This window comes from Agromyces sp. Y182 (assembly GCF_059445385.1).
The window spans coordinates 2,618,681-2,638,297 of the sequence record NZ_JCAIUF010000001.1; the positions used below are offsets into that span (position 1 = coordinate 2,618,681).

11 protein-coding genes are annotated in these 19,617 nt (G+C 69.3%); 7 read left to right on the forward strand and 4 right to left on the reverse strand.

Going from position 1 to position 19,617, the window contains the following annotated elements; all coding sequences use genetic code 11:
* Positions 1-39: 39 nt before the first annotated feature.
* A complete protein-coding gene (locus AC1C2R_RS12040; RefSeq protein WP_495380084.1) occupies positions 40-2,553 on the reverse strand; it encodes a phosphoketolase family protein in 2,514 nt (837 codons plus the stop codon).
* A 130-nt stretch (positions 2,554-2,683) separates the two neighbouring features.
* Here AC1C2R_RS12040 and AC1C2R_RS12045 point away from each other — a divergent pair, with 130 nt between their 5' ends.
* From AC1C2R_RS12045 to AC1C2R_RS12055, 3 genes are all read left to right on the forward strand, one after another.
* Entirely contained in the window at positions 2,684-3,604 is a 921-nt protein-coding gene (locus tag AC1C2R_RS12045) for an AEC family transporter (RefSeq protein WP_495352729.1), read from the forward strand.
* Positions 3,605-3,688: 84 nt separating this feature from the next.
* Positions 3,689-4,447 (forward strand): DUF1353 domain-containing protein, encoded by a 759-nt coding sequence (locus tag AC1C2R_RS12050; protein ID WP_495352730.1) that lies wholly within the window; start codon positions 3,689-3,691, stop codon positions 4,445-4,447.
* Positions 4,444-4,713 (forward strand): TniB family NTP-binding protein, encoded by a 270-nt coding sequence (locus AC1C2R_RS12055; RefSeq protein WP_495352731.1) that lies wholly within the window; start codon positions 4,444-4,446, stop codon positions 4,711-4,713. The genes AC1C2R_RS12050 and AC1C2R_RS12055 overlap by 4 nt, the downstream gene beginning before the upstream one ends.
* A 21-nt stretch (positions 4,714-4,734) precedes the next feature.
* On the opposite strand, the gene AC1C2R_RS12060 is transcribed toward AC1C2R_RS12055, so the two are convergent.
* Entirely contained in the window at positions 4,735-5,568 is an 834-nt protein-coding gene (locus AC1C2R_RS12060) for an alpha/beta fold hydrolase (protein WP_495380085.1), read from the reverse strand.
* Positions 5,569-5,733: 165 nt separating this feature from the next.
* Here AC1C2R_RS12060 and AC1C2R_RS12065 point away from each other — a divergent pair, with 165 nt between their 5' ends.
* Positions 5,734-7,737, forward strand: coding sequence for a hypothetical protein (locus tag AC1C2R_RS12065; RefSeq protein WP_495380086.1), 2,004 nt, complete (start codon positions 5,734-5,736; stop codon positions 7,735-7,737).
* A gap of 93 nt (positions 7,738-7,830) precedes the next feature.
* Here AC1C2R_RS12065 and AC1C2R_RS12070 read toward each other — a convergent pair whose 3' ends face one another.
* On the reverse strand, positions 7,831-10,053 hold the full coding sequence (locus AC1C2R_RS12070) for a hypothetical protein (RefSeq protein WP_495380087.1): 2,223 nt from the start codon (positions 10,051-10,053) through the stop codon (positions 7,831-7,833).
* A gap of 327 nt (positions 10,054-10,380) precedes the next feature.
* On the opposite strand from AC1C2R_RS12070, the gene AC1C2R_RS12075 reads away from it, so the two are divergent.
* Both AC1C2R_RS12075 and AC1C2R_RS12080 read left to right on the forward strand, forming a co-directional pair.
* Complete coding sequence (locus AC1C2R_RS12075) at positions 10,381-11,133, forward strand: LGFP repeat-containing protein (RefSeq protein WP_495352735.1); 753 nt, start codon at positions 10,381-10,383, stop codon at positions 11,131-11,133.
* A gap of 114 nt (positions 11,134-11,247) precedes the next feature.
* Positions 11,248-13,839 carry a DEAD/DEAH box helicase gene (locus AC1C2R_RS12080; protein ID WP_495380404.1) on the forward strand — a complete coding sequence of 864 codons (2,592 nt, stop codon included), beginning with the start codon at positions 11,248-11,250 and terminating at the stop codon, positions 13,837-13,839.
* Positions 13,840-13,844: 5 nt separating this feature from the next.
* Here AC1C2R_RS12080 and AC1C2R_RS12085 read toward each other — a convergent pair whose 3' ends face one another.
* Positions 13,845-14,750: an EamA family transporter gene (locus AC1C2R_RS12085; protein WP_495380088.1), complete on the reverse strand. Its 906-nt coding sequence runs from the start codon at positions 14,748-14,750 to the stop codon at positions 13,845-13,847.
* A gap of 229 nt (positions 14,751-14,979) precedes the next feature.
* On the opposite strand from AC1C2R_RS12085, the gene AC1C2R_RS12090 reads away from it, so the two are divergent.
* Positions 14,980-19,548 (forward strand): ExeM/NucH family extracellular endonuclease, encoded by a 4,569-nt coding sequence (locus AC1C2R_RS12090; RefSeq protein ID WP_495380089.1) that lies wholly within the window; start codon positions 14,980-14,982, stop codon positions 19,546-19,548.
* The last annotated feature ends 69 nt before the right edge of the window (positions 19,549-19,617 follow it).

The window sequence follows — 19,617 nt, forward strand, 5'->3', positions numbered from 1 at the left end:
GGCAACCGGGCGCCCATCGTCGTCGCGGGGCGACGACGACTATCCCGGAGTGACGGGTCGGGGAGTGACGGGTCGGGGAGTGACGGCGAACCGCCAGCCGGTGATCCATGCAGGGTCCTCTCCGTGCGCGTACGCGTGCTCGCGTGCGGCCGCACGAGCGGCGTGCCATTCGTCGGCGATCTCGGCGATGCCGGGCCGCCCTTCGAGCCCGGGCACCCGGTGCAGCACGTCGAGCGCGAGCCGGTACCGGTCGAGGTCGTTCAGGTGCAGCATGTCGAACGGCGTCGTCGTCGTGCCCTTCTCGACGAAGCCTCGCACGTGCAGGTTCGCGTGGTTCGTGCGCCGATAGGCGAGCTGGTGGATGAGCGACGGGTAGCCGTGGAACGCGAAGATCACGGGCGCAGACCGCGTGAAGATCGCGTCGAACTCCCGGCCCGGCAGTCCGTGCGGGTGGTGCGACGGATCCTGCAGCCGCATGAGATCGACGACGTTCACGAGCCGCACTCGCAGCTCGGGCAGCCGCTCGCGCAGCAACTGCGCCGCGGCGATCGCCTCGGTGGTCGGCACGTCGCCGGCGCACGCGATGACGACGTCGGGCACGGATGCCGCGGCATCCGCTCGCCCGAAACCGGGTTCGTTGCCCGCCCATTGCCACACGCCGAGACCCGCCTCGACGTGCGCTCGCGCTTCGGCGTGCGAGAGCCACTGCGGTTGCGGCTGCTTGCCTGCGACGACGACGTTGACCCGGTTCTGCGTGTCGAAGGCGTGTCGCATGACCTCGAGCAGGGTGTTGGCGTCGGGCGGCAGGTAGACGCGCACGATCTCGGCCTGCTTGTTGACGACGACATTCAGGAACCCGGGGTCCTGGTGCGAGAAGCCGTTGTGGTCCTGCCGCCACACGTGCGACGAGAGCAGGTAGTTGAGGCTCGCGACATCCCCGCGCCACGGCACTTGCCTCGCCGATTCGAGCCACTTCGCGTGCTGGTTGAACATCGAATCGACGATGTGGATGAACGCTTCGTAGCTCGTGATGAGCCCGTGGCGGCCGGTGAGCAGGTAGCCCTCGAGGAGGCCCTGCATGAGGTGCTCGCTGAGCGCTTCGATCACGCGTCCCGAGCGGGCGAGGTGCTCGTCGAGCGGATGCAGCGCCTCGGCCCACGCCCGGTCGGTGACCTCGAACACGGCGGTGAGCCGATTCGAGGCCACCTCGTCGGGGCCGAAGAGGCGGAAGTCGTCGGGGTTGGCCCGCATCACCTCGGCGAGCCACGCGCCGAAGACCGTCGTCGCCTCGCCGGTGCCGCCGCGCTCGCCGGGGGCGACGTCGACCGCGAGCTCGTCGAACGGCGGCAGCTCGATGGCGCGTGCGATGCCGCCGTTCACGCGGGCGCTCTCGTTCGCGCTCATGCGCAGCACCCCGTCGGGGCGCACCGCGGCGAGCTCGGCGACCGGGCGGCCCTCGTCGTCGAAGAGCTCCTCTGGTCGGTAGGAGCGCAGCCACGCCTCGAGCATCGCGAGGTGCTGCGGGTTCTCTCGCACGCCCGCGAGCGGCACCTGGTGGGCGTGGAACGTGCCCTCGACCTGCACGCCGTCGACGATGCCGGGGCCGGTCCAGCCCTTGGGAGTGCGCAGCACGATCGCCGGCCAGCGCGGTGCGGTCTCGGCGAAGGCGCCCGCCGCGGCATCCGCTCGGATGGCGGCGATGCGCTCGTAGGCGACGTCGATCGCATCGGCCATGCGGCCGTGCACGGCCAGCGGGTCTTCGCCGTCGAAGCCGCCCGTGACGAGCAACGGTTCGTAGCCGTTACCACGGAAGAAGTCGACGAGCTCGGCCTCGGGGATGCGCGCCAGCAGGGTCGGGTTCGCGATCTTGAAGCCGTTCAGGTGCAGGATCGGCAGCACCGCGCCATCCGTCACGGGGTTCAGGAATGAGTGGCCGCGCCAGCTCGCCGCGAGCGGGCCGGTCTCGGCCTCGCCGTCGCCGATGACGCACGCGACGACGAGCCCCGGGTTGTCGAGGGCCGCACCGAACGCGTGCATGAGCGAGTAGCCGAGTTCGCCGCCCTCGTTGATCGAGCCGGGCGTCTCGGGAGCCGCGTGCGACGGAATGCCGCCCGGGAACGAGAACTGGCGGAAGAGCCGGTGCATGCCCTCGGCGTCGGCGCTCACGGACGGGAACAGCTCGGAGTAGGTGCCGTCGAGCCACGTGTTGGCAACCATCGCCGGGCCGCCGTGCCCCGGCCCGCAGACGTAGATCGTCGGGGTGCCGCGCTCGACGATCGCTCGGTTGAGGTGCGCGTAGACGAGGTTGAGACCGGGGGAGGTGCCCCAGTGGCCGAGCAGCCGGGGCTTGATGTCGCCGGGCTCGAGCGGCCGGGCGAGCAGCGGGTTCGCCATCAGGTAGATCTGCCCGACGCTGAGGTAGTTCGCCGCGCGCCACCACGCGTCGACGGTCTCGAGGGGCACGGATGCCGCGAGCCGGCGCCCGCCCGACGGCTCGTGCGCCTGCTCCTGCTCGTGCTCGTGCGGCTGTGGTTGCTCCCGTGCTTCGACCATGTCTTCCCCCGTCGACTCGGCGTGCGCTTCGAGCCTAGGTCGAAGCCTGCGGAATGCGGAAGGACCGGGACGGAGTAACGTCGAACGCGATGAGCGCGCCGCACCCACCCGACGAGCCCGGGCGCGGCGCATGATCGCGATCTTCACCGGCTTCGCCGTCATCGCGCTCGCCGTGTTCGTCGGCTGGATCGCGGGACGCACCGGCGTGCTCGGCCCCGAGGCGAAGCCGATCCTGGCCCGGCTGAACTTCAACGTGCTGGCGCCGTTCCTGCTCTTCTCGGTGCTCGCGACGGCCGACGTGGGCGCTCTCTTCTCTGCTCTGCTGCCGGTCTCCGCGATCGCCGCGGTCGCCATGATGGTCGTGTTCGCCCTCGTCGCGATGCTGCTGTGGCGGCGCAGCCTCGAGCGCACCGTCATCGGTTCGCTCGCCTCCGGCTACGTGAACGGCAACAACTTCGGCATCCCGATCGCCGTGTACATGCTCGGCGATGCCGCGTACTCGGCGCCGGTCGTGCTGCTGCAGTTGCTGTTGTTCGCGCCGGTGGCCCTCGCCATCCTCGGTGCTCGCGTGCACGGCCACACCTCGGCCCGGGCGATCGTGCGCACGACGCTCACGAACCCGATCATCGTCGGCTCACTGGCCGGCGTGCTCGTCTCGGTCTCGGGTCTCGAACTGCCGCCGATCGTGCTCGAGCCGATCGAGCTCATCGGCCACGCGGCAGTGCCGCTGATGCTGATCGCCTACGGACTCTCACTGCACGGGCAGCGATTGTTCGAGTCGGGAAGCGGCCGCCGCGAGGTGCTGTTCGCCACCGCGCTGAAGCTCGTCGCCATGCCCGTCGTCGCGTGGGTGGTCGGCGGCTTCGTCTTCGGGCTCGACGGCATCGAGCTGTACGCGGTGACCGTGCTCGCGGCGCTGCCGACGGCCCAGAACGTGTTCAACTACGCGCAGCGGTACGACACGGCCGAGGTCGTCGCGCGCGACACCGTGTTCCTCACCACGATCGGGTCGGTTCCGGTGCTCATCATCGTGGCGCTCCTGCTCGGTTGACGCTCGGTTGACGCCTCGGTCACGCTGCGGGCACGCGGGCACGGGTGGGTCGGGGCAGGATGGGCAGGAGCGAAGGAGACCTCGATGCCATTCCTCACCGCCGACGGCCGGCCCCTCGACGAGTTGCTGCTCGCCCAGCGACCCGCCGACGGGCACCGCTTCCAGGTGCGCGCACCGTTCGTGTACGTCGACCCGGTCGGCGGTGGGCGCTACGAGGTTCCGGTTCAGGATGCCGCGGCCGACGATGCCTCGGCGGGAGACGCCGCCGGGGCCGCACCCATCGACTCGGATCTCGCGTCGGTGCCGACGCCGCTCTGGGGGCTCATCGCGAGCTATGGTCGCCAGTCGGCGCCGGCGCTCCTGCACGACGCCAGATCGGTGATCGCAGCGGGGCTCGGCGACCGGCAGGCAGCACTGCGGCAGCGCCGAGAAGACGACCGGGTCTTCCGCACCGCGCTCCGCGAGCAGGCGGTGCCGCTGCTGCGCGCCTGGATCATGTGGGCGTGGATCTCCGCGGATCGGGAGCGGGAGTTCGGCGGTGCCGCCGGCCTCGTGCTGCTTGTGCAGGCGGTGCTCGGCGGCATCGTCGTGGCCGGGGCATCCGTCGCCGCCTTCTGGAACCCCGTGTGGCTCGTGCTGCTCGTCGTGGTCGCGGTCGCCGCGCTCGCGTGGGGCAGGCTCGGCGGCGTGGTGCTCGTGCTGACCTTCTCGCTCGGCTGGCTGGGTCCGTTCGCGCTCGTGCAACTGGTGGCGATCGCGCCGTTCCGGCTGGTCGAGGCGCTCGTCGAGCTCGTCACGGGAGGTGACCCCGCGGGCGTGCTCAGGCCGACGATCCGTCGATGACGTTGGTCGAGTGGGCCTCGAACACTCCCGCTGGTCGAGTAGCGACGAAGGAGCGTATCGAGACCCCATTGGTAGATCGTCTCCGTGCTCACCCTCATGCTCTCGACCGGCCGGTCAGGCAGCGAAGGCTCAACCTCTTGCTGGTCGGGCCGACCAACAACGGTACGTCGACGGTCGTCAAGAAGTTCCGGCGCCTCCTGGTGTTGCCGAGCCCCTGGGCTCGACTGGCGGATCGATTGCGGGCGGTGGAATGCGTGAGTCGTTGATCGTGGCGTGCGACGGGTGAGTCACTCGGCGAGGAAGTCCGAAACGAGGCGGTTGAAGTCGTCGGGGCGCTCGATCGGCACCACGTGCGAGGACCCGTCTCCTCGGATGACCTTGAACCGTGCGCCGGGGATCGCATCGGCAACCTCGTGCGCTATCCAGGGTGGTGTCAGCAGGTCCTGCTCACCCACGACGACAAGGGTAGGGGCTGTGATTGCGCCCAGCCGCCGTAGGGCATCGAACTGCAGGTAGGCATTCGCCTGTCGCCCGTACGCCTCGGGACCCATCGGATATGGATTGCTTGCCAGGAGCGCGGTGGTGTCCTTTACCGCTTCGTGGTTCCGAAGGAAGGCCGTGGAGAACAGCGACGCGAGTTGCTGGCCGCCAAACACCTGCCCGGTCGCGTCGTTCGCCTTGACCCAGCTCCAGATTTGGATCGGATCGACGGCGCTTCGTGCCGGTGCTGCTCCCGTCCCGGTGAGGACCAGCCGATCCAGCCGGTCCGGGTGTCGCAGCGCGAACTCCTGGGCAATCATCCCGCCCATGGACAGCCCCAACAGGTGGGTCCGCTGAATCCCCAAGGCGTCGAGCAGGCCGGCGAGATCATCTGCCATGTCTGCAATGTCGTAGGGGTGGCTGGCTTTCGAGCTGCGGCCGGAGTCGCGGTTGTCGACCAGGACCACCCGGAACTGCGTGGAAAGGGCCGGGACCTGTGCCAGCGTCCAGAGCGAGGAGTCGTATCCGATCCCCATCACCAGAACGAGCACAGGTCCTTCACCGTGGACCTCGTAATAGAGCACCTGCCCGTTCGTCTGCGCCGTGCCTGATTGTGGCAACTGCGTCGTGTTCGTGTTCATTGGATGTCTCCTTGTGATTGGCCCGTCTCCCGGCTCGTGGGGTGTCCTTTTGTCAGGGATCGGGCTTGATAACCCTTATGGCGTGAGGAAGTCTGTTACCGGGGTAGCCCTCGGCGTTACGCCCGGGGTCGGGTCGGAGCGGGCATGCCTGCAGATCGGTGAGCGATGTACGACGGAGCCGAAACGGTGCTGGTGGAGCAGGCGCGCGAGGCAGCTTCGAGCAGTGACTGGTCGCAGGCGTACGACCTGCTCGTCGGTGTGGACGAGCGCGTCCGGCTTTCGGTGGACGACCTCGGGCTTCTGGCCGAGGTCGCGTACGCCGCCGGTCATCTCGACGTGACGATTGAGGCGTGGGAACGTGCGCATGCGGAGGCTGTGCGCCTCGGCGATCCCGTCGCGGCGGCCGGCGCGGCGGCTCGAGTCGCCCTGCACCTCCTGATGGACACCGCACTGATGGCGCCGATCCGCGGGTGGGTCAAGCGGGCGGAGCGACTTCTCGTGGGGCACGACGAGACGCCGATCCATGCATGGCTGGCAGTTATCAAGAGCTACGAGCGCCTGATGATGGGCGACGTCCGTGCCGCCGGCGAATGGGCCAGCCGGGCCGTCGCGGTGGGATCGGCCTGCAACCCGGCCGCGGCCGCCCTCGGCAGAGTGGCAGAGGCGCATGCCGTGATCCTGGAGGGTGACGTCCGCCGGGGCCTCGAACTCGTCGACGAAGCAGCGGTGGCCACCATCTCCGGGGAACTCGATGCCCTATCGACGGGGATGGTCTATTGCGAGCTCGTGTGCATGCTCCAGGGGCTCGCTCAGCACGACCTCGCCGAGGAGTGGACGGAGGCCATGGAGCGGTGGAGCCACGGATACGGTATCGGCAGCATTCACGGGCGCTGCCGCGTCCACCGTGCCGAGATCCTGCGGCTGCGTGGGGAGTCCGCCGAGGCGGAGCGGGTGGCACTGGAGGCCTGTGCAGAGCTCCGGCCCTACCTCCGGCGCGAGTTCGGGTGGCCGCTCACCGAATTGGGCCGCGTGCGGTTCCAGATGGGCGATCTCCGTGGTGCGGAGGAAGCGTTTCTCGCAGCTCGCGAGGCCGGGTGGGATCCGGAGCCGGGACTGGCGCAGGTGCGACTGGCGCAGGGTGACGTGGCCTTGGCGGCAGCGTCCATCCGAGACTCGCTCGAACATCCGCTGACCGTCCCTTCCAGGGAGCTGCCGCCGAACACCGACCTGCGCCGGGCTCCGCTACTGGCCGCGCGGGTCGAGATCGAGGTGGCGGCTGGAGACCTCGTCGCTGCCCGCGGCGCGGCTGACGAACTTGCGCGGGTAGCCGCATTGTTCGAGAGCAGGGCACTGGCGGCCAGTGCGGCAATGGCAGACGGGCGGGTGCGGCTGGCGGCCGGCGAGTTGTCCGGGGCCCGGCATGCGTTCCAGACTGCCGTCCGTCTGTGGAGCCTGGTGGGGGCTCCCCACGAGGTCGCGTTGGCGCGCACCGCGCTTGCACATGGCCCGTGGCTCGTGGCCGGCACCCCACCAGAGGCGGATCCGTCGGCCGTGGGGACGCGGCAAGTCGGTGACCGCAAGAACGACCCCAACGCTTTTCGCCAAGAGGGCGACTACTGGTCCATCACGTTCGAGGAACACACGATTGCGCTGCGAGATTTGAAGGGCCTGCACTATCTCGCGCGGCTCATTGCGCATCCCGGTCGGGAGTTTCACGTGCTCGACCTCGTGGCGAGCGGGGTGGATCCAGCCGCGACTCATCCCGGTACGCGTGATCCGGAGCTGACGACTTCCGGGTGGGGGGACGCCGGTGCGCTGCTCGACCCCCAGGCCAAGAACGCCTACCGTCGGCGGCTTGCGGAGATCGATGAAGACCTCGAGGAGGCCCGACTCATGAGAGACAGCGGACGCGTTGTCCAGGCCGAGGCGGAACGTGACTTCCTCATCCGCGAGTTGTCGCGCGCTTACGGGCTCAGCGGGCGTGGCCGGCGCGCCGGTTCCGCGTCGGAACGCGCCCGCGTCAGCGTGACCCGGGCGGTCCGCCATGCCATGGTCCGGATTCGTCAGTATGACCCGCCGCTGGGCGAGCACCTCGAGCGGGTCATCCGGACGGGGACCTACTGCGTCTACCTGCCGGACTCACGCGTCACCGGTCCCTGGAGGATCTGAAAGATCCGGCCATTTTGTTGTCCAGCCCGATGCGCCAACTAGAGATCACAGAATGCCGCCGAAGAGCACCGAAGATCACAGCTCCGGCCCCTGCTACTCGGCCCTCGCGGGCGGCGGCGCGGCCGGCGTCGAGTGCGCGCTCCAGTGGTGGAACCAGCGCGCCCAGAGCTGCGCGCGCCAGCCCTGCGGGTCGAGCAGCTCGCGGCGTCGCGCGAGGTCGCGCGTGAACTCCTCGGTGCGCACCGCATCGCGGAGCTTCATCGGCCGAGTGCTCGACAGGATCGTCGGGTCGCCCGCCGCCGTGTCATCGGTGCGAGCGGCGACGACGACCGGAACCGGCGCGTAGAGCGGCTCCACGAAGACGAACACCGCGACGATGATGAGGATCACGGTGTCGACGACCATCCACCCGAGCGACGGCTTGCTCCACGCGAAGATCGCGAACCAGATGCAGACGAACGCGCCCAGGACGTAGAAGAATCGCGGAATCGAGCTGAGCCTCAGCCAGTGGCGCGGCTCGATCGGGCAGCGGTCCCATTCGCGCGAGCGGCGGGTCGCGCCGGCGAGCAACTGATTCAGCCAGATGAGCACGGCGAGGGTGAGCCCCGATGCGACGAGCCAGCTCCACGGGTTGAGTCCGGCCGGATCCGTGAAGAACGAAGCGGAGGCGATCGTGGCGGGCACGGCCTCCGCGACGTCCTGCCCGCCGGGGAACACGCCGATCATGAAGCCGATCGCTCCGGCGACCCAGCTCGCGACCGTCGCGAAGGCTGCGTAGACGCCGGGCAGTCCGGGCAGGATCGCGGCGATCACGACGGAGGCGAGCATGTTGATGCCGAGCGACTTCTTGTCGATCACCGACAGCCGGTTCTCGACATAGGCGACCGAAGCGGGCGCGGCGGGGAACTCGGAGCCCAGCAGGTGCCGCGCTGTCGGCTCGACCACCTGGACGGTGTTCTCGAAGTAGGCGGAGTGATCGAGAAACGGCTGGCTCGTATTGTGCACGGCGTGCTCCTCGGGCCCCATTGCGGTCGCGGCGCCGGGGAAGTACGCGTTGCGCCAGCGCTCGCGACGACCGGGTGCAGTGTCGGCGATCGGGCCGGCCGAGAACGGGTCCCAGATCGCCCAGTGGTTCGCCCACTGCACCTTCTTCTTCTCGTCGCCGACGCCGTCGTTGCGCTCGATCCACTTCGCGACGGGCCGGTACTCGTCGGACCGGCCGAGCCACCTCTCGCGGCCGAGCAGCACGACCGCCGCTCCGACCGTGGTGAGACGCCTGACGTTGTAGTCGCTCGGCTCGAGCTCCTCGAAGAGGGCGAACGTCGCCACGGCCGCGCCCTGCGAGTGTGCGAAGAGGTGCACGTCACCGTCGCCGACGAGTTCTTTGGCGCGTGCCAGGGCGTTGCGCACGACCAGGCGCATGGCGGAGGCGCGCAGCGGCTTCTCCTTCCACGCCGCGACGTCGCCGATCGACTCGATGACGCCGTCGATGGCTCCCTGTGCGAGGTCCTTGAACCACGGGATGATGAGCAGCGGGCTGATGAGCGGCAGGATCGGCGTGAGCACGGCCGCGAGCAGCACGAGGAAGACCCAGGTCACGACGAAGGCGATGGTGCAGACGACGAGCCTGATGAGGTCGATGACGAGGTCGAGGACCCGCGGCAGTTCGCGGGGCTCGTCGGGCGACTTCGTCACGTGACGCACGAGCGTGTACCACGGCACGAGCACCATGGTGCCGAGAAACAGGTCGAGCACGCGCCAGATGGTGCGCCACATGAACACGACGGCCCATTGGAAGACCTGCCCGCGGCTCATCGGCACGAACGATTCCGACCAGCGCGCTTCGAGGATCGCGACTTTCAGGAGCACGTCGTCGTCGGGGTCGGATGGCTCGCCACTCGCCTGCGCCCGCGGGCCCGGGTAGCGCACGGTCGCCGTGACGATCGGCACCTCGCCCGAGAGGTCCGACTCGTGGATCTCGACGCCGTGGCGTTCGTCGCCGCCGATCACGCGGTCGCGGGCGAGCCAATCCATGCGGCCGAGCAGCGGCTCGGCCCACTCGAGCAGAATCTGGCTGCGATAGGCGTTGCCCATGCCGTGCACGACCACGAGGGCACGGTCGAAGGTGCCGGCATCGACGGCGCTGGTGTCGGCCGGCGCGGAGTCGCCGCCGCTCGCCCCGCCCGAGCGCTCGCGGTTGCTCGAGCCGCCCCCGCTCCCACCTTCCGCACCGTCGCCGGGAGGGGCCGGAGGAGGCGGTGCGGGCGACTCGTCGGGGGCGGGTGACTCTGGCGTGGGGCTGGGTGCGATCCGCATGGATTCTCCTCGGGCGAGTTGTTCTGAGCGAACGCTAGCGGCTCGACCCGCCCCGTGTCGCCTGTGCTGTCGAGGAGATCGCCGTCAGTGCCGGCCCTGACGGGACGACTCGAAGTTCAGGGCTAACCCTGATCCGCGGCATCCAAGCCCTTCATATCGTGGGAACCGATCACCGCTCCATGGGCCGCAGGGGGAACTGTCACCGCGGAGTGGCGATCGGATAGCCGGTCAGCACCGAGTTTCAACACGAGGTGCAGGCCGGCTTCCCCCGTTTCCGGCGTCGCACGGCGCACACGGCAGAGAAGAGATCGGGCGATGACTGAACGGATGACGCGGCTCGCACGTTACGGCCACGGGCCCGCCCGCGCGGCCCGCACCGAGCTCCGCTCGACGCACCTCGACCGTGCCCTGAGCTGGAGCGACTTCCGCACCGCGGTGCGCTACGGCGCCGCCAACCAGTTGCTGCTCGCGGTGCCGGCGATCAGCATGAAGCGCGCCGAGCACCCGTGGCTCGGCGATGCCACCGCACCGCACACGCGCATCGGTGCCGGCGAGATGTACCGCCGCGAGTACGAGGGCGGGGCCGTCTACTGGTCGGAACGCACCGGCGCGCACGAGGTGCACGGGCTGGTCGCGGAGCACTGGCACGCGGCGGGCGGCGAGAACTCGTTCCTCGGCTTCCCGACGACTGACGAGCAGCACCTCGCCGCGTCGGAGCACGGTGGCCCCGCCGGCGGGTTCGCCCACTTCGAGGGCGGCTCCATCTACTGGACCTCCGCGCACGGACCCGCGATCGTGTACGGCATGGTGCGCGACATCTGGGCGTTGCTCGGCTGGGAGCGTTCGCCGCTCGGGCTTCCTGTGCGCGACGTCGAACTCGATCCCGAGACGGGGCTGCAGCGCGGATGCTTCGAGCACGGCACCGTCGAGTGGTCGTCGTCGACCGTGCCCGCCGTCGTGCTGACCGCGTCCGCGATGCCGGCGCCTGTGGGGCGCGCGACGCCCGAGCCCGCAGGGCGTGAGCCCGCCGAGCGCGACGAGCTCGACCGCCTCGGGCGCGACTTCGCGCCCGTCGTGTGAACCGCGGGCGAGCCCGCTGCGAACGAGGGCGAGCACGGCCCGACCGCGTGACAGACTCGACGGGTGACCCCGACCCTGCTTGAGCTCGCCCCGAGCCCGTACGACGCCGATGCGATGTACGACGCCTTCGTCGAGTGGGCCGAGGGCCGCGGACTCTCGCTGTATCCCGCGCAAGACGAGGCGATCATCGAGATCGTCTCGGGCGCGAACGTGATCCTCTCGACGCCCACGGGTACCGGCAAGTCGCTCGTCGCAGTGGCCGCCCACGCGGCATCCATCGCTCAAGGCGGTCGCAGTTACTACACGGCGCCCATCAAGGCACTCGTCAGCGAGAAGTTCTTCCAGCTCGCCGAGATCTTCGGCGCGGCGAACGTCGGCATGGTCACGGGCGACAGTTCGGTGAACCCGGATGCTCCGATCATCTGCTGCACCGCCGAGATCCTCGCGAACCTCGCCCTGCGTCACGGGCCCGACGCCGACGCCGACCAGGTCGTGATGGACGAGTTCCACTACTACGGCGACCCCGACCGCGGCTGGGCGTGGCAGGTGCCGCTGCTCACCCTGCACCGGGCGCAGTTCATCCTCATGTCGGCGACGCTCGGCGACGTCACCGCGATCGCCGCAGACCTGAAGCGGCGCACGGGGCGTGAGACGGCGCTCGTCACGGGCGTCGATCGCCCGGTGCCGCTGCACTTCTCATATGCGAAGACGCCGGTGCAGGAGACGGTCGAGGAGCTCATCGAGACCCGGCAGGCGCCCGTCTACATCGTGCACTTCTCGCAGGCCGCCGCGATGGAGCGGGCGCAAGCGCTCTCCTCGATCCGTGTCATCACGCGCGAGCAGCGCGATGAGATCGCCGATGCGCTCGGTGGGTTCCGCTTCAACACCGCGTTCGGCAAGACCCTCTCGCGACTCGTGCGGTCGGGCATCGGCGTGCACCATGCGGGCATGCTGCCGCGCTACCGCCGACTCGTCGAGACGCTCGCCCAGCGCGGGCTGCTTCGCGTCATCTGCGGTACCGACACGCTCGGCGTCGGCATCAACGTGCCGATTCGCACGGTGCTCATCACCGCGCTCGTGAAATTCGACGGGCAGCGGATGCGGCAGCTGACCGCCCGCGAATTCCACCAGATCGCGGGGCGGGCCGGCCGGGCCGGCTACGACACCGCGGGAACCGTCGTGGTGCTCGCGCCCGAGCACGAGATCGAGAACGACGCCGCCGTCCGCAAGGCGGGCGACGATCCCAAGAAGATCAAGAAGATCGTGCGCAAGAAGGCGCCGGCCGGCCAGATCACGTGGGGCGAGGCCTCGTTCGACCGGCTCGTCGTCGCCGAGCCCGAGCCGCTCGTGCCGCAACTGAAGCTCACCGCGGCGATGCTGATCAACGTCATCGGGCGCGGGGGAGACGTGATCGGCGACATCCGCTCGCTCGTGTTCGACAACCACGAACCGCGGGCTCGGCAGTTCGAGCTCGCCCGCCGCGCGCTCGAGATCTTCCGCACGCTGCGCGACGCGGGCGTCGTCGAACTGCTGCCCGCGGACTCTGTTGATCGAGGGGCGCCCGACGCCCTTCGACAAGCTCAGGGACCGGGACGCGCCCCTTCCGCTGGTCGAGTAGCGCCCGACGAAGAAGGACGCGTATCGAGACCCGGCATGCCGATCGTGCGCCTCACCGTCGACCTGCAACCGAACTTCGCGCTCAACCAGCCGCTGTCGCCGTTCGCGCTCGCCGCGATCGACCTGCTCGACCCCGAACCCGACGCCACCGCTGAGAGCGGCGTCGGCACGGGTCACTACGCGCTCGACGTCGTGAGCGTCATCGAATCGACACTCGACGACCCGCGGCCGATCCTCTCGCAGCAGCAGTTCAAGGCTCGCGGCGAAGCCATCGGCCGCATGAAGCAAGAGGGCATCGAGTACGACGAGCGCATGGAGCTCGTCGAGCAGGTCACGTGGCCGAAGCCGCTCGACGAGCTGCTCGCGCAGTCGTTCGAGGTGTTCGCCTCGAGCCAGCCGTGGGTGCGGGACTTCGAGCTCTCGCCGAAGTCCGTCGTGCGCGACATGTTCGAGCGCAGCATGTCGTTCGGGGAATACATCGGCTTCTATCAGCTCGCGCGCAGTGAGGGGCTCGTGCTGCGCTATCTCTCCGACGCGTTCAGGGCGATTCGCCAGACCGTGCCGACCGAGGCGAAGAACGAAGAGCTGCTCGACATCATCGAGTGGCTCGGCGAGCTCGTGCGCCAGGTCGACTCGAGCCTCGTCGACGAGTGGAACGAGCTCATCGACCCGTCGGCGCACCTGCCCGAAGACGAGACCGCGGTCGTGCCGCCGGCCCCACCCTCGGTGGTGACCAACCGGCGCGCGTTCACCGTGCTCGTGCGCAACGAGCTCTTCCGCCGGGTGCAGCTCGCCGCGCTCCAGCGCGATGAAGACCTCGCCGAACTCGACCCCGAGGTCGACTGGTCCGAAGCGCTCGACCGGTACTATGACGAACACGATGCGATCGGCGTCGGGCCCGCGGCCCGCTCACCCCGGCTGGTCACGATCGACGAGACGGATGCCGCAGAGGGAATGTGGCGCGTCGAGCAGACGATCGACGACCCGGCCGGCGATCACGACTGGCGAATCCGGGCTGAGGTCGACCTCGATGCCTCCGCCGAGGAGGGCGCCGCCGTCGTGCGCGTGACCGAGGTCGTGCGCCTCTGACGCGGTCACGCGAGCGCGAGCATGCCCGCGGCTGCGAGAGCGAGCACGAGGCCGCCCCACTGCACCGGGGCGATGCGCTCCTTGAGCACGATCGCCGCGAGCAGGATGGTGCCCGCGGGGTACATCGCCCCGAGCACGGCCGCGACCGATAGGTCGCCCGCCCTGATGCCCGCGAGCAGCAGGCCGTTCGCGATGACGTCGACGACTCCGCAGGCGATCGCGAGTCGGATTCCGGCGGCGATCGACGTCTGCTGCGGCATCCGCTCGCCTGCTGACGAGGTCGGAACCGTCGCGGGAGCGGCGCGCCGCCGCCCCACCGCGATCAAGGCGACTACGCCGACGACGGTGAACATGATGACCGCGGTGACCCCGCGGTTGAGCAGCAGCGGCACGACGCCGCTCTCGTCGGAGGTCTGGTCGATCGTGATGTAGAAGCCGCCGATCGCGATGCCGGAGCCGATGGCCATGAGGATGCCGCGGAGGCTCGGGCGCACCGCGCCCTTCTCGGGCACGAAGCCGACGAGCACGACCGCGACGAGCGCGAGGCCGAGCGCCCAGTATCCGAGCGCCGCGAGCCGCTCGCCGGTGACGAGCCCCCACAGCATCGGCACGATGGCCGAGACCACGGCCGTGAGCGGCGAGAGGATCGACATCGGTCCGATCGCGAGACACGCGTACAGCAGGGAGATCGCGACGGCGCCGCTGACCCCTGAGAGCACGCCCCAGAGCACGTCGTGGGCACCCCACGCGCCGCCCAGCAACGGGTAGGCGGCCGCGAGCACCACGAACCCGCTGATCGCGGCCACCGCGGTGGCGAGCATTGCGCTGATGCGCTTCGCGGCGAGGCCGCCGAGAAAGTCCGCCGCACCGAACACGAGCGCCCCGGTGAGCGAGAAGACGGCCGTGAGCATGGTCGTCTTAGCGTAACGACAGGTGCCGACATGCTCATCCGAGCAGCAGAGCGGATGCCGCGTGCTCTTCTGTGCGGCATCCGTGAACACTGCGTGAAATCAGGCCGGTCATTGGTCATCGACCTCTTGGCAGCGTCACCGGCCAGCCATAGGCTACGTGGCAATGGCCCCCGGCGTCTGCGCATGATCGCGGCGGCACCGCGGGGTACCCGACCGTTCAGGGAGAGTCATGCATCGTCGCCGCACCATCCAACGTCTCGCGGCCGTCTCGGCCGTATCTGTCGGGGCCCTCGTCGTCGGCCTCCTCGGCGCACCGCCGGCCGTCGCCGCGGTCGACGGTTCCGGCGTCGTCATCAATGAGGTGTACGCGCGGGGCGGCAGTGCCAACCAGCCGTTCACGAACAAGTTCGTGGAGCTGTACAACCCCACCGATTCCGCCGTGTCGCTCGCCGGCTGGTCGCTGCAGTACCGCTCGGCGACGAGCACCGGTGTCGCAAGCGGCATCGGCGCGCTCACCGGCGAGATCGCGCCGAACGGCTACTACCTGATCGGCCTCAACAGCAACGGCACGAACGGTGCAGCGCTCCCCGAGACCGACGCCTCGTTCACCGTCGCCCCGAGCGGCACCACCGGTTCGCTCTACCTCGCGAACGTCGCCGCTGCGATCAACCCGGGCACCGGGTCGATCGTGAACAACGCGCAGGTGGTCGACTACGTCGGCTACGGCACCTCGCTGAACTTCGAGGGAGCACCGGCCGCCTACCAGGGCTCGAACTCGACGCCCGGCAGCATCGTGCGCACCGACTTCGCCGACACCGATGACAACTCGGGCGACTTCACGTTCTCAGAGACCGTGACGCCGCAGGGCTCCGGTGGCGACACCGAGCCTCCAGTTGCGACCGAGGCGACGATCGGCGAGGTGCAGGGCGCCGGCGACGTGAGTCCGCTCGACGGCGAGGCGGTCATCGTCGAGGGCGTCATCACCGCAGACCACCGTTCCAGCGGCAGCTACGACGGCGTGACCATCCAGACGGTCGTCGCCGACGAGGCGCCCGACGCCTCCGATGGCGTCTTCGTCTTCGGCATGCCCGCCGTCGGCGAGGTCGGAGACCTCGTTCGCGTGACGGGCACCGTCAGCGAGTACTTCGGACTCACCGAGATCACGACGAGCGCGACGGGCGTCGAGATCGTCACGCCCGGTGTCGGGGTCCCGGCCGCGACGCCGCTGCCCGACACGACCGTCGGAACGGCTCGCGAGTCGCTCGAGAGCATGCTCGTCGCGCCGACCGGGTCGTACCTCGTCTCGAGCACCCACGAGGCCGCGAGCTTCGGTTCGCTCTGGCTCGCCGCCGGTGACACGCTTCCCGTCAAGAGCACCGAACAGGTCGACGCCGGCCCCGCCGCCACCGAGATCGCCGCCGCGAACCGCGGCAGGCTGCTCGTGCTCGACGACGGCTGGAACACTCGCGCCGATGCGGCCGAACACCTGAACGACCAGCCGTACCTCACCGAGGACACGATCGTCCGCAACGGCGACCGGGCGATCCTGCCCGCGACGCCGTACGTGCTCAGCTACGGGTTCAACGCCTGGCGCCTGCAGCCGACGACGCCGATCGACAGCACGAGCGACGCCTCGGTCAAGCCCACGTTCGAGACCCTGAACGAGCGCCCGACCGAAGCCCCCGCGGTCGGCGGCGACGTGCAGATCGGCGTCTTCAACGTGCTCAACTACTTCACCACGTTGACGAGTGAGAACCCGGCAGCGCGCGGCGCAGCCACCGCCGAGGCGTTCGCGCTCCAAGAGGAGAAGATCGTCGAGGCGATCGGCGCGATGGACGCCGAGATCGTCGCCCTGCAAGAGATCGAGAACTCGCTGAAGCTCGACGGTGTCGCCGACGAGGCCATCGCAACCCTCGTCGCCGCGCTCAACGAGGCCGAAGGCTCCGAGGTCTGGGACTTCGTGCCCACCCCGGTGGTCCTCACGCCGGCGACGACCGACGTCATCCAGAGCGCAATCATCTACCGATCCGACGTCGTGACGCCCAAGGGTGAAGCTCAGACGATCGTCGACGAGTCGGTCTGGGGCAATGCCCGAGAGCCGATCGGTCAGGCGTTCGAGCTCGCCGACGGTACCGACCTCGCCGTGATCGCCAACCACTTCAAGTCCAAGAGCGGCAGCGGCGCGGAGCCGGCCGACGGCCAGGGGCACTTCAACGCCGATCGCGTCGCGCAGGCGACGTCGCTGCTCACGCTCGCCGGCCAACTCGCCGAGCAAGCGGGTGAGGTCTTCCTCCTCGGCGACTTCAACTCGTACGCGCAGGAGGACCCGATCCAGGTGCTGACCGGGGCCGGCTACACCGACCTGCTTCCGGCGCTCGCTGCGGGGGAGTACACCTACACCTTCGACGGCGAGCTCGGTTCGCTCGACCACGCGCTCGGCAACGCCGAGGGTCTCGAGGCGGTCACGGGCATCGGCCGCTGGGCGATCAATGCACCCGAGTGGGGTGAGCGCGAGTACGCGGATGCTGCGGCCGACGACGGTTCGGTCTACCGGTCGAGCGACCACGACCCGACCCTCATCGGCATCGACACGGCCGAGCTCGAAGACGTCGTCGACATCGACGTGGTGACGATCAACGACTTCCACGGTCGCATCGAACAGATCGCACCCTCTGCAGGTGCAGCTGTGCTCGCCGGGGCCGTCGAGCAGGTGCGGGCTGAGAACCCGAACACGGTGTTCGCGGCCGCGGGCGACCTCATCGGCGCCTCGACGTTCACGTCCTTCATCCAGAAGGACAACCCGACCATCGACGCGCTCAACGCCGCGGGTCTCGATGTGAGCGCCGCGGGCAACCACGAGTTCGACGGTGGCTGGGCCGACCTGCGCGACCGAGTCGTGCCTCGCGCCGACTGGGAGTACATCAGCTCGAACGTGTTCCTCGGCGACTCGGACGACACCGCGCTCGCGCCCTATTACACCGAGACGTTCGAGGGCGTCACGGTCGGCTTCATCGGAGCGGTCACCGAAGAGCTGCCGGCGCTCGTGAGCCCGGGCGGCATCGCCGAGCTGCAGGTGCGCAGCGTGGTCGACTCGGTCAACGCGGTCGCAGCGGACCTCACCGACGGCGACACCGCCAACGGCGAGGCCGACGTGCTGATCCTGCTCGTGCACGAGGGCGCGACGACGACCGACATCGCGAGCCTCAGCGACGGTTCCGCGTTCGCCGGGATCGTCGCGGGCGTCGATCCGGATGTCTCGGCCATCGTCTCGGCGCACACGCACCTGCCGTACAACCACATCGTCGACGGCCGTCCGGTCGTCTCGGCGGGGCAGTACGGCGAGCAGTTCGGGCTCATGAAGATCCAGGTGAACCCCATCACGAAAGAGCTGCTCTCGATCACCAATGAGCTGAAGCCGCTCATGAACGGCGCTACTCCGCTCTACCCGGCGGTGCCTGCCGTCGAGCAGATCGTCGCCGACGCGAAGGCCGTCTCCGATGTGCTCGGCAAAGAGAAGGTCGGCGACATCACGGCCGACTTCAATCGGGCTCGACACCCGCGTCTCGACGTGAACGGCAACCCGGTGCTCGACGCGAACGGCAATGTCATCCTCGACGAGAACCGGGGCGGCGAATCGACGCTCGGCAACTTCGTCGCCGATGTGCAGTTGTGGGCCGTGCAGCAAGACGCCGCGGCCGACATCGCGTTCATGAACCCGGGTGGAATGCGCACCGACTTGAAGTTCGCTTCGAGCAACGCGGGCGACCCCGACGGCAACGTCACGTTCCAAGAGGCCGCGGGCGTGCAGCCCTTCGCGAACACGCTCGTGACGCTCGACCTCACGGGTGCGCAGGTCAAGCAGGTGCTCGAGGAGCAGTGGCAGCCCGGCGGCTCGTCGCGGCCGTTCCTGAAGCTCGGTGTGAACAAGGAGGTCGAGGTCGTCTACGACCCGACGGCCGCGGTCGGCTCGCGCGTCACGCACGTGCTCCTGAACGGCGCCGAGATCGACCCTGCGGCCACCTACCGCGTCGTCGTGAACTCGTTCCTCTCGACGGGCGGCGACAACTTCCTCACCCTGCGTGACGGCACGAACCGCGCCGACACCGGAAAGGTCGACCTGCAGTCCATGGTCGACTGGTTCGCGGCGAACGGCTCGGCGACGCCCGATGTCGCGCAGCGCTCGGTGGGGCTCGTGTTGCCGGCGCCGGCCAACGGCTCGGCCTACGTGCCCGGCGAGACCCTTTCGCTCGCACTCAGCTCGCTCGACTTCTCGACGAACGAGGTCGCGGCCGGCGAGGTCTCGGTCTCGATCGGCGACACGGTGCTGGGTACGGCTCCCGTCGACCGCACGCTCGTGAACACGACCGACGAGGTCGGTCGCGCGACCGTTGCGATCACCATCCCCGAGGGCATCGAGGGTGCGCAGCTGTTGACCATCTCGGTGGCTTCGACCGGCACGAGCATCGACGTGCCGATCACGATCGAGGCGCCGGTGGTCGACGAGGTCGGAACGTTCGTGCTCGGTGTGCCGAACAAGCTCATCGCCAGGGCCGGATCCGCTGTGCAGTACAAGGGTCAGGTCTTCGCTCTCGATGGTTCCAAGCCGGTCGGCACCCTGACGATCAGCGATGGCTCGAAGGTGATCGCCACCGTCGAGATCACCGCGAACGACAAGGGCCGGTTCACCGTGAAGCTGCCGACCCTGTCGCGAGGGCTGCACGTGCTCCGCTCGAGCTTCGACGGTGCGTCTCCGTACGCCGACTCGACGGCGTTCGGAGTGCCGATCCTCATCTGGTAGCCGAGCAGGCTCGACCGATGAGCGGGGCGGTGGTCGCATGACCGCTGCCCCGCTCGCGGTTGCGCATCG

Bases quoted from the DNA above. Each gene is read 5' to 3' on its own strand.
- AC1C2R_RS12045 (WP_495352729.1), top strand. From the start codon at position 2,684: ATGATCGCGATCTTCACCGGCTTCGCCGTCATCGCGCTCGCCGTGTTC.
- AC1C2R_RS12090 (WP_495380089.1), top strand. From the start codon at position 14,980: ATGCATCGTCGCCGCACCATCCAACGTCTCGCGGCCGTCTCGGCCGTA.
- AC1C2R_RS12050 (WP_495352730.1), top strand. From the start codon at position 3,689: ATGCCATTCCTCACCGCCGACGGCCGGCCCCTCGACGAGTTGCTGCTC.
- AC1C2R_RS12065 (WP_495380086.1), top strand. From the start codon at position 5,734: ATGTACGACGGAGCCGAAACGGTGCTGGTGGAGCAGGCGCGCGAGGCA.
- AC1C2R_RS12085 (WP_495380088.1), bottom strand. From the start codon at position 14,750: ATGCTCACGGCCGTCTTCTCGCTCACCGGGGCGCTCGTGTTCGGTGCG.
- AC1C2R_RS12055 (WP_495352731.1), top strand. From the start codon at position 4,444: ATGACGTTGGTCGAGTGGGCCTCGAACACTCCCGCTGGTCGAGTAGCG.
- AC1C2R_RS12075 (WP_495352735.1), top strand. From the start codon at position 10,381: ATGACGCGGCTCGCACGTTACGGCCACGGGCCCGCCCGCGCGGCCCGC.
- AC1C2R_RS12070 (WP_495380087.1), bottom strand. From the start codon at position 10,053: ATGCGGATCGCACCCAGCCCCACGCCAGAGTCACCCGCCCCCGACGAG.
- AC1C2R_RS12040 (WP_495380084.1), bottom strand. From the start codon at position 2,553: ATGGTCGAAGCACGGGAGCAACCACAGCCGCACGAGCACGAGCAGGAG.
- AC1C2R_RS12080 (WP_495380404.1), top strand. From the start codon at position 11,248: ATGTACGACGCCTTCGTCGAGTGGGCCGAGGGCCGCGGACTCTCGCTG.
- AC1C2R_RS12060 (WP_495380085.1), bottom strand. From the start codon at position 5,568: ATGAACACGAACACGACGCAGTTGCCACAATCAGGCACGGCGCAGACG.